Below are 10,638 nucleotides of genomic sequence, written 5' to 3'. Positions count from 1 at the left end.
CACGCTCGCGGGCGACTTTATCCATTTTGCTATCTGGCGTGATGTAGGCGGTTGGGTCGGCAATCGCAATCGTCAGCTCAAAGTCACCTGACTCAGTTTTTTTCGCATAGAGAGCGTCATCCATATCTTTTGTTGACTCACCATCAATGGTGACAAAAGGTACGTGTGTCATATCGATACGCTCTAGGTCTGAATCGTCTTTGAGCTCCCAATTATCGATGCCTGCTGGTTCACTGTTTGGCAGATCATTTTGTGCCAACGTTACCCACCAAGGTGCGATTTTGTCGTCTGCGTCAGTGATCTTCTCGCTGATCTCGACAAAAAAACCGTTGTCATCTTTTAGTGGGTGTCGAATCAAATGTGCAACTACCCAATCGCCCTCTCTTAGGTCATCGCTCTTAATACCTTTACGCGTCTTCGCTTTCAAAGATAATTTCTTCAGCTGAGGATGATCGGGCGTAACGTTCAGCTTACCTTTGAACAGTTTAACTCGGCCAATGAAACGGTTAAGCCCTTGCTCTAGTAACTCTTCAGGTTCAGCTTGCTCACGATCTTTCTCTGTACGGATGATCGCTTTGACTTTGTCACCATGCATGCATTTCTTCATGTACGGGGGCGGAATAAAGTAACTGGTTTTACTATCAACCTCTAAGAAACCAAAGCCTTTGTCAGTTGCTTTTACTGTGCCTTCTTTCTTAGGGAGATTTTCTTGAATTTGCTGCTTAAGTTGAGCAAGAAGAGGGTTATCTTGAAACATTTATCTTGTTTTAACCGAGTGAGTAACTAACCGAATAATGGCGCACACTATATCATTGCACCTATACGCTATCTACCTCAGTGGATGACAATCTAGTAATCTCGCGATAAATCAGCTGGATATTAACAAGGTGTGTTGCTTTAAATTTATTCAACCGGCACAACAAGATGTCGAAAATGTGAACAAACGTTCTCATATCAAGAAAATTATGTGATGAAATTCAATTTTTTCTGGCTTTTTTTATGCTTTTAGGGAATAATCCGCCCCCTTATATCGGTGCCCCCAACTATATGTTCGTTAACTTGCTCTAGAATGACGAGCAGATAGTTAGTGGTATCGATATGTTTATGTCCCTAGTGGCTTGATGCGATTTACGACTTTTCCGCATCTGAACGGAATCAGCTCTCAACTGGATTGGTATTGGAATTGGTAGAGCTCGTGGGACCTTTTGTTGACTTATATATAGTAGGATCCCAATGACAGATTCTGTAATTCAGTTTAGCGATCTAGCGCTTAACGACTCTATCCTTTCAGCTCTTGATGGTATGGGTTTTGTTTCACCAACTCCAATTCAGGCTGCTGCTATCCCGCACCTATTGGCTGGTAAAGACGCGCTAGGTAAAGCTCAAACTGGTACTGGTAAAACTGCCGCTTTCTCTCTGCCTCTTCTTAACAAGCTAGACCTTGCACAACGTAAGCCTCAAGCAATTGTTCTTGCTCCAACTCGTGAGCTAGCAATCCAGGTAGCTGCTGAAGTTAAGAACCTAGGTAAAAACATCGCTGGCCTTAAAGTGCTAGAGATCTACGGTGGTGCATCTATCGTTGATCAAATGCGTGCACTTAAAAACGGTGCTCACATCGTTGTTGGTACACCAGGTCGTGTTCAAGATCTTATCAACCGTGATCGTCTACACCTAGACGAAGTACACACGTTTGTTCTTGATGAAGCTGATGAAATGCTAAACATGGGCTTTGTTGACGACGTAACTGAAATCATGGAGCACGCTCCTGAGTCTGCACAGCGCGTTCTTTTCTCTGCAACTATGCCTCCTATGCTTAAGAGCATTGTTGAGCGCTTCCTACGCGATCCAGAAACGATCGACGTTGCAGGTAAAAACCACACGGTAGACAAAGTTGAGCAGCAGTTCTGGGTTGTTAAAGGTGTAGAAAAAGACGAAGCAATGTCACGCCTTCTAGAGACAGAAGAGACTGACGCATCAATCGTATTCGTACGTACTCGTCAAGATACTGAGCGCCTAGCTGACTGGCTATCTGCACGTGGCTTTAAAGCAGCTGCACTGCACGGTGATATCCCTCAGTCTCTACGTGAGCGTACTGTTGACCACATCAAACAAGGTGTTATCGACATCCTAGTTGCGACTGACGTTGTTGCGCGTGGTCTTGACGTTCCACGTATCACACACGTATTTAACTACGACATCCCATTCGATGTTGAGTCATACATCCACCGTATTGGTCGTACTGGCCGTGCTGGACGTAAAGGTAAAGCGATCCTGCTAGTTCGCACTAACCAACTACGCATGCTTCGCACTATCGAGCGCGTAACTAAATCTTCTATGGAAGAGATTCAACTTCCGCACCGCAATAAGGTTGCAGAAGCTCGCCTAGCAAAACTAGGTACAGAACTAGAAGCAGATAAAGAACACAAAGCGCTAGAGAAATTCTCTGAGCTAGTTGAGAAACTACAAGAGTCTCTAGAGCTAGATGCAGCAACACTTGCCGCTATCCTACTTAAGCGCCAGCAAGGTAAGCGCCCACTATTCTACATTGGCGAAGACCCAATGATTGAAGCGATTGAGCGTGACAAGCAACGTCGTAAAGAGCGCCGCGAAAATGGTCGTGATGGCGGTCGTCGCGAGTTCAATACTCAAGACTGGGATACGTACCAACTACAAGTTGGCCGTGAGCAAGGTGTTCAGGTTAAAGACATCGTTGGTGCACTTGCAAACGAACTTGGCCTAACTAAAGGCTCTATCGGTGCAATCAAGCTAGCACAAGGCGAGACTTACGTTCAGCTACCAAAAGCAATGTCTTCTGAAACTGCAGGTAAACTACGCAAACTACGTATCCGTCAGAAACAAGTTGACGCGGTAGTATGTGACTTTACTGATTTCCGTGAACCACGTCGTGGTGGCGGTCGTGACGGTGGCCGTGGTCGTCGTGATGGCGGTGGTTACCGTGGTAACCGTGAAGGCGGACATCGTGGAAACCGTGACGGCAACCGCGATGGTGGTGGCTACCGCGGTAACCGTGAAGGCGGCCGTGATGGCAACCGCGAAGGTGGTCGTGGTCGTCGTGATGGCGAGCGTCGCTTTGACCGCAACCGTGGTGGTGATAACCGTGGTAACTACCGTGGCGAACGTGGCCATGGTCGTGGTAATCGCAGCGAAGGTTAATTTAGTCGCTCACTCATAGCAGCTAAATAGATTAATAAGGCTCTAAGCTCCATGCTTAGAGCCTTTTTCGTATCCACATACACAATATAAACTAAGTATAAAGCTCGCCACAGCACGACCCTGCCTGACCAAAGCCCCCGCCACACCTTCCACCAAACAAGACACAAAACAAGAACAATAAATTCAAATTAGATCAATTTAGTTAACATTTAATACTGATTATCAATTAATTCTAGACACATTATTTCAAGCCGTTACTATGTCTCACTCAGCTGATAATTGCTGGAATTACTATAAATTTATAAATCTATTCACCGTGAGAATAACTATGCAACACAACTCTCTTATTGCCCGCTTTGCACGTGGCAATCTGGTCCTACAGATCCTAGCCGGCATCATCCTTGGTGTCGCTCTGGCGACTGTATCTCCAGATTCTGCAAAAAGCGTCGGCTTACTCGGAAGCCTTTTTGTTGGAGCGCTTAAAGCCGTAGCGCCTATCTTAGTGTTTATTTTGGTCGCAGCGTCGATCGCTAACCAAAAGAAAAACCAGCATACCTACATGCGACCAATTGTGGTTCTATACCTTTTCGGTACATTTACTGCCGCTTTAACGGCCGTAGTACTTAGCTTCATGTTCCCAACCACGTTGACTTTAGTATCTGGCGCTGAAGGTGCGACACCACCACAAGGTATTGGCGAAGTTCTCAATACCTTACTGTTCAAACTCGTTGATAACCCAGTGAACGCGTTAATGAGCGCAAACTACATTGGTATTCTTGCGTGGGCGATTGGTCTAGGTTTAGCGCTTCATCACGCTTCAGCAACCACCAAAGCGGTATTTGAAGATCTTAGCCACGGCGTATCACAAATCGTGCGCTTTATTATTCGTCTAGCCCCATTTGGTATCTTCGGCCTTGTCTCTGCTACTCTAGCAACAACAGGCTTTGAAGCTCTAGCAGGTTACGCACAGCTACTTGTTGTACTGCTTAGCTCAATGGCGATTATTGCGCTTATCGTCAACCCAATTATTGTATTCGTAAAAACTGGCGAGAACCCTTACCCACTCGTACTACAATGTATTCGCGAAAGTGGTGTGACAGCATTCTTTACCCGTTCAAGTGCTGCAAACATCCCAGTTAACATGGCGTTGTGTGAAAAGCTTAAGCTCGATGAAGACACCTACTCAGTGTCTATCCCACTTGGCGCAACCATTAACATGGCCGGCGCTGCCATCACGATCACAACACTGACACTTGCCGCGGTACACACTATGGGTATCGAAGTGGATCTACTGACTGCATTGCTACTAAGCATAGTTGCGTCTGTATCTGCTTGTGGCGCATCTGGTGTAGCTGGCGGTTCACTGCTTCTCATCCCTCTAGCTTGTGGTCTATTTGGTATTCCAAACGAGATCGCAATGCAGGTTGTTGCGGTTGGCTTCATTATTGGTGTGGTTCAAGACTCGGCTGAAACTGCACTAAACAGCTCAACTGACGTAGTATTTACTGCCGCAGTTTGCAAAGCCAAACAGAAGCAAGCTTTGAAATAGCGGATAGGGTCTATTGACCTAACGTTTAAGTAAAAAATGGCCTCGTGAAAACGAGGCCATTTTTTATTGTTTGTCCATTGGTGATTGAGAATAATCGACCTTAGACGGAGTCTCTTCGGCTCTTTGGTCGTCGACGTTTGGTTGTTCTATAATTGCGTGCTCAATAACGTCTTGAGAATCGACGGTTTCTGATGATAAGGTTGCAACGACATCGCTATTTTCATCTAATGGGATACGACGGTGTTTATACAACTTATTCAGCGCTTTAATGATAGAATGCTTGCTGACTTTATTGTCTCTGATTTTCTTAATCATAGGCTTAGCCAAGCTCTGCAAACCAACCACAGTATCAACACCGATATTCATTGCGACTTGGTCGCGCAGGTGTCTTGCAGGATCATGACCAAGTTGTCCGGCTAAAAACAGCCAAATGTACGCAAGCGCGTTTCCGTTTGGCTTTTGGTCCATCCAAGTTTCGCCTGCTCTGTACATGGCGTCTAAATGCCCCTTCTCAGCGGCACGTTCAAGCCAATAAACGCCACGTTCAAAACTAGGCGCTACACCGCGGCCTTGAATATAATTTAAACCCAGCTTCATGCGGCCTTCATTGCTTTTAAGCTCTGCTGCTCTGCGGTAGTAATCCGTCGACAAGCGCGGGTTCTTGTTCGGATTGTTTGGAGCGATGTGCCAATCACCTAAGAAAATAATCGCATCAAGGTGATTCTGCTCAGCGGCAGATTCCATCAGAGATAGCGCTTTCTGTATATTAACCTCTGTACCATGTCCGGAAAATAACGCCTGAGCCATTTCATATTGATGGGGCAGACTACCTTCGGCTGCGGCAATACATATTCTCCAGTACTTGGCCTGCTCTCTTAGTACCAGATCTTGCTTCATTTTATCGCTAATGCGCAGCACACCATACATACCTGTGATATTATCTAGATTCGCAGCCTTGGTGTACCAATAAACTGCTTCTTGCAGCCTCGTGCGCTCACACTCTTTCGCTAGATAGAGGATAGTGGGAATATGACCTCCCTCAGCCTTAATGATTCTCTCTTCATGCTCCTGCTTACGATTTTTTTCCATAGCTTTACGAAAAGCAATTTCTCGCTCTTTTCGCTCTTGCTCTAATCGTTTTTTACGCAAAGATAAGGCTAGCATCCACAAAAACATGCAGAGAAGCAGCAAGCCTGTCGCCCCGATGGCGATCCCCATTATATTCATTCGTTCTTCTTTCGTTTCCTAAGGCGTTACTTTAATTGTATCGGCAATACGCCCAATTATTTGAGCTCCTCATATTACCCTAGATCGTAGCACGAATGTCATGTAATCGACCGACTGGTGGTACTTGCTTCACAACGTCTGAGTAAAAGCAGTATCAGCCCTCATCAAATGGCTTTTAAATATATGTCAGCTTTTTAAATACCTCAGAGTTAAGCAGCTGTTAAACAAAAAATCCGAGCATTGCTCGGATTCGATGTATATCAATTCTACTAGTTTTCAGGCATCTCGCCGTAGGCTATTCGGTCAGCATTTGCTATCCAATGTTCATTGGGATCGAACATCTCATCGCACAAGTCTATCGAGTAACCCATTTCCAGTACTTCTTTTATGGTGAGGTTATCAGCTACTTGAGTAATTTCACCACGTTGATTACGTAATTCCATATCCACACTCCTCTAACAGTTGTGGTCCCTGCCTTTACAGTATAATCAACAATTACGGTTTTATGGGACCTTGCACCGACTTTTATAAAGCATAACTTGTCTGGCTGACCAGACAGTCAAACAATCTTCAATCAGCGCTTCTACGTCAGCGATACTCTTTACCGTCTTGGCTCTGAATGCTCAACGAATAAACAGGCGACCGAGAACTCGCACCGCCAGCTTTCGATACTTTAGTAACAAATGACTGCGTGGTATCCAAGTGGGTGAGTAGAGCACCGTTTTTGCTTTTGAGAAGGTTCTGAATCCCTCCACCCCATGATATTGTCCAATACCTGATTCACCAATTCCTCCAAAAGGTGCATCCTCGGCTGCCACTTGAAGTAGCGTATCGTTAATAGCTACACCGCCACTATGAGTCTGCTCGATAACTCGTCGTTGGAGCAACGTATCATTCGACATCAGATACAGTGCCAGCGGTCGTGGGCGTGCATTAACAAACGCCAATGCTTCCTCAACGGTTCGGTATCCAATCACAGGTAAAATTGGGCCAAATATCTCTTCCTGCATTAGACGCATTTTATCACTGACACCCGTTACCAATTGAGGCGCCATCTGTCTCGACTTGAGCTGCAGATATTCGATGGTATGTATTGTTGCGCCTAAGTTTTTTGCATCGAGCAAGTATTGTTCAAGCCTTTGGTATTGGGCATCATTAACGATACAAGTTGCCGACGCCATTTGTCCTTCATCTAAATAGAGTTGATAAAAACGCGCTAAATAGCGCTCTATAAACTGAAGTTCTTTTCCTTGCGGTACCAACACATAATCAGGAGCCACGCAGATTTGACCTGCGTTAATCGATTTACCGAGCAATATCGCATCAACGGCTTTGGTGATATCCGCATCTTTAGCAATAATCGCCGGAGACTTCCCTCCAAGCTCGAGTGTTACCGGCGTTAAGTTTTTCGCTGCGGCTGAGGCAACTAATTTGCCGACCTGGGTTGAGCCAGTAAAGATCAGATGATCAAACGGCAGTGTAGCAAAGGACTGCGAAATATCGACGCCCCCTTCGACTGGATAAACATACTCACCAATATAAGCCAAGATCTCACTCAACACTTGATTAGTTTTTGGCGTGTGCTCGCTAAGCTTTACCATGACTCGATTGCCTGCGGCCAGAGCAGTAACGATAGGGGCGATACTTAAAACAATTGGAAAATTCCAAGGGACGATAACACCTACAACACCAAGTGGTTGATATTCTACAACAATTTTAGAAGGAAATAGCATTAGACCTGAGCGCCTTTTACTGGTTTTCAACCATTTCTTGAGATGTTTTTGGGTATAGTTGATGTGCGCAACCGCAGGCAAAATATCGCAAATTAAACTGTCAAATTCACTTCTCTGTCCGTAATCTTGGCTCAGCGATTCAACCAGCTTATCTTTACACTCAATCAACTGACGCTTCAAAGCTTCAAGCAGCGTTAATCTCAGCTCTAATTCTGGATAGGGTAAGGTTTGGTAATGACCTTTTACTTCCGCAAATAGATGCTTAAGTTCTTGTTCGGTTCTGATATGTTCTTTTTGCCATCGATTTAGGTCTACCACTTTTTCCATATTTTAGGCCAACAACGTTTGAATTATATCTTGTTTAATAATAGGGCTTACTGACGCTTTGAGCGAGTTTTCATTCATGGCGGCTCAACCTACTTAACGTAAGACAACTGACACTTTAATACGGAACAAATTGATAGCATAATGACTTCAGACCAATTCCATATAATTAGAAAATTGAGTTCAAATACGTTATATCTAGCTTAATTCGAGTTAAAATAGGAACACAATCCAGCATACCAACCTTTAAGCATAGGTAGTTTAAAATGTCAGATCTCAACTTGCTTCGCTATTACACTCGCTTGATTCCGCTAGGTGTTGGCGTTGAGCATAAAACCACACTACCTGTCGTTGCTGAGTCGCTATTTACTACCCCACGACATGCACGTAACTTGCTCAATCAGATGCTTGAGTTGTCTTGGTTGTCATGGCAACCAAAAGCAGGACGTAATCAACGTTCGACATTGATCCTCCATATCAGCCTGAAAGAACTAAAAACCAAGCTCGCGGCAAAAAGAATACTCGAGGGAAAGTACGAAAAAGCGCTCTCGATCCTCGACGATGACGAGCAGGCGTTCGGTCGACTTCTGCAAAGCACGTCAGGGGCGTCAATACGGGAAGGGTTGCTGCATATTCAGTTAACATATAAGCGTCCATTTGAACCTTTGCTTCCGCATCACCTTCAGCGTTCAAGTGAACGGTACTTGCTACGCCAGGTCTATTGCTGTCTAGTATCCAGTGCTGCTGATGGAAGTCTTGAACCACAACTTGCTCACCACTGGCACTATGACGAGCTTCAACTTGAATGGAGTTTTTATCTACGCCCCGGACTGACGTTCCACAATGGTGTTCAAATCGACGCACAAAGTATCGTTGGACTATTTAAGCGGCTTAGTGAACTAGAAGATTATCAAAGTGAGCTCAACCACTTAGTCGATGTATATTCGCCAAGTCCTTATAAGATTGTCTTTAAGCTGTCAGCACCTGACCACGGTTTTGGCGGTTTAGTTTCAGGAGTAAAATACTCCATTCAACCAATCAACCAATTAAACAACAACACCCTTAACCAAGTAGTCGGTTGCGGACCTTTTGAGGTTACCGAGCACTCGAGCAGCAGGCTGTGTTTACAAGCTTTCGATCGATTTTATGCATGTCGCGCATTAACAGACCAGGTCACTATTTGGCATCTCGACCAAACAGAATCGAGCAAAAAGCAAGTTCAAACTGGCCAAGCTAAAAACCAAATCAACACAGGTTGTAGTTACTACGTTTCTCAGCACGTGAGCCAAGATATCGACCCAAACATCAAACAGAGTCGCACCGAAGATGGTTGTATATTTGTTCTCTTCAACCAATCAGGGACAACCGTCTTAGATGATCAACAGCGACGCTACTTATCCACTTACTTAACACCACAGAGAATTTTCAACTATCTACAGGAAACAAATCTAATATTCGGCTGTGAGCTCGCATACAATTTACTCCCAATATGGCACAACATCACCCGACCAGAAATGCCCGAAGCGGCTCTTCCTCAGCATCTGAGCATTGCCATCTACGACTACAGTTCGTTGAAAAGTTGTGCGTTAGCAGTCAAACACCTGTTAGAACAATTTGGCACCAAAGTGACCATCAACAGCTACAGTTATAGAGAACTGACGAGGCTTGCCAACTTAGGTCAACTTGAAGAATCACTGATCCTGACCAACATAAACCTTGACGACAATAGACATGCATCAGCGTTCAACAGCCTGTATCACAACCCGATCATTCAACGTGGTATCGGTGATGAATCAAAAATTTGGCTACTCAATCAACTCAATCAACTTCGGGCACAGACTCACCTTACCGACTACTTGAATGCCTTAGAACCAATCGCCTCGGCATTAATCAACCAGTACTGGTTAACCCCCCTCTTTCACCATCGCCAGACTTTACGTTTCGAAGGCGTATTAAAAGACGTAGCCTTAACCAACTGGGGTTGGCCAGATATAAAGAGTGTTTGGTCTGCAGATTAATCTTTTTAACATATAGCGCAATGGTTTGAGCACGAAGCATAAACGCTCTCCTGAATACGCATCACTAGTCGTTTTACGTGACTAAATGCACGCTTTACTCGCGCGTATTTCGTGTTTCTGTCACAAATTTGTATACCAATAGCTCACAGAGATAACATATTAATTTGAACTCTAAACATCAATTCGCTATTTTTATAAGGTATTCATTAAGAAGGAAATTAAGATGAAACTAAAAACGGCTGCATTACTAACCCTAAGCGCAACCGCTTTCCATGCCCAAGCTGACGAGTGTGGCAAGGTAACAATCGCTGATATGAACTGGAACTCTGCAACAGTGATTGCCAATGTAGATAAATTTATCCTAGAACATGGCTATGGTTGTGAAGCCGAATTAATTCCCGGAGACACCATGCCAACGGGAACGTCGATGATTGAAAAGGGTCAACCAGACGTAGCGCCTGAGCTATGGAGCAACGCCCTTAAAGATGCACTCGACAAGGGCGTTGCAGAAAAACGTCTTCGCTATGCAGGTAAATCGCTAGTTAACGGCGGCGAAGAAGGTTTTTGGATCCCAGAATATCTAGTTAAACAGTATCCAGAAATGGCGACCATC

8 protein-coding genes are annotated in these 10,638 nt (G+C 44.7%); 4 read left to right on the top strand and 4 right to left on the bottom strand.

The features are described 5' to 3' along the window. The coding region (locus tag QTO00_RS07795) for an RNB domain-containing ribonuclease (RefSeq protein ID WP_331424092.1) at positions 1-757 on the bottom strand (757 nt) is incomplete at its 3' end. A 476-nt stretch (positions 758-1,233) separates the two neighbouring features. Between QTO00_RS07795 and QTO00_RS07790 the strand changes: the two genes are divergently transcribed. After that, complete coding sequence (locus tag QTO00_RS07790; RefSeq protein WP_331424090.1) at positions 1,234-3,174, top strand: DEAD/DEAH box helicase; 1,941 nt, start codon at positions 1,234-1,236, stop codon at positions 3,172-3,174. Positions 3,175-3,502: 328 nt separating this feature from the next. Then, positions 3,503-4,723, top strand: a complete 1,221-nt coding sequence (sstT, locus tag QTO00_RS07785) for a serine/threonine transporter SstT (protein ID WP_331424089.1) — start codon at positions 3,503-3,505, stop codon at positions 4,721-4,723. A 63-nt stretch (positions 4,724-4,786) separates the two neighbouring features. On the opposite strand, the gene QTO00_RS07780 is transcribed toward sstT, so the two are convergent. The 3 genes from QTO00_RS07780 to QTO00_RS07770 all read right to left on the bottom strand — a co-directional run bounded on the left by QTO00_RS07780 (position 4,787) and on the right by QTO00_RS07770 (position 8,010). After that, positions 4,787-5,950 (bottom strand): tetratricopeptide repeat protein, encoded by a 1,164-nt coding sequence (locus tag QTO00_RS07780; RefSeq protein ID WP_331424088.1) that lies wholly within the window; start codon positions 5,948-5,950, stop codon positions 4,787-4,789. 269 nt (positions 5,951-6,219) lie between these two features. Next, the gene (locus QTO00_RS07775) at positions 6,220-6,393 is read right to left on the bottom strand and encodes a hypothetical protein (protein WP_331424087.1); all 174 of its coding nucleotides are present in this window, start codon (positions 6,391-6,393) and stop codon (positions 6,220-6,222) included. Between the two features lie 180 nt (positions 6,394-6,573). Further along, positions 6,574-8,010 carry a coniferyl aldehyde dehydrogenase gene (locus QTO00_RS07770; protein WP_331424086.1) on the bottom strand — a complete coding sequence of 479 codons (1,437 nt, stop codon included), beginning with the start codon at positions 8,008-8,010 and terminating at the stop codon, positions 6,574-6,576. A gap of 263 nt (positions 8,011-8,273) precedes the next feature. Between QTO00_RS07770 and QTO00_RS07765 the strand changes: the two genes are divergently transcribed. Both QTO00_RS07765 and QTO00_RS07760 read left to right on the top strand, forming a co-directional pair. After that, positions 8,274-10,025, top strand: coding sequence for an SgrR family transcriptional regulator (locus QTO00_RS07765; RefSeq protein WP_331424085.1), 1,752 nt, complete (start codon positions 8,274-8,276; stop codon positions 10,023-10,025). A gap of 223 nt (positions 10,026-10,248) precedes the next feature. After that, a partial coding sequence (locus QTO00_RS07760) for a glycine betaine ABC transporter substrate-binding protein (RefSeq protein ID WP_443088907.1) occupies positions 10,249-10,638 on the top strand: 390 nt, incomplete at its 3' end.

The sequence above is a fragment of the Vibrio sp. M260118 genome (assembly GCF_036533755.1).
Classification (GTDB): domain Bacteria; phylum Pseudomonadota; class Gammaproteobacteria; order Enterobacterales; family Vibrionaceae; genus Vibrio.
The sequence above is the reverse complement of the archived record's forward strand: the minus strand, read 5'-3'. Positions and strand labels throughout refer to the sequence as shown.

Bases quoted from the DNA above. Each gene is read 5' to 3' on its own strand.
- sstT (WP_331424089.1), top strand. From the start codon at position 3,503: ATGCAACACAACTCTCTTATTGCCCGCTTTGCACGTGGCAATCTGGTC.
- QTO00_RS07780 (WP_331424088.1), bottom strand. From the start codon at position 5,950: ATGAATATAATGGGGATCGCCATCGGGGCGACAGGCTTGCTGCTTCTC.
- QTO00_RS07790 (WP_331424090.1), top strand. From the start codon at position 1,234: ATGACAGATTCTGTAATTCAGTTTAGCGATCTAGCGCTTAACGACTCT.
- QTO00_RS07775 (WP_331424087.1), bottom strand. From the start codon at position 6,393: ATGGAATTACGTAATCAACGTGGTGAAATTACTCAAGTAGCTGATAAC.
- QTO00_RS07765 (WP_331424085.1), top strand. From the start codon at position 8,274: ATGTCAGATCTCAACTTGCTTCGCTATTACACTCGCTTGATTCCGCTA.
- QTO00_RS07770 (WP_331424086.1), bottom strand. From the start codon at position 8,010: ATGGAAAAAGTGGTAGACCTAAATCGATGGCAAAAAGAACATATCAGA.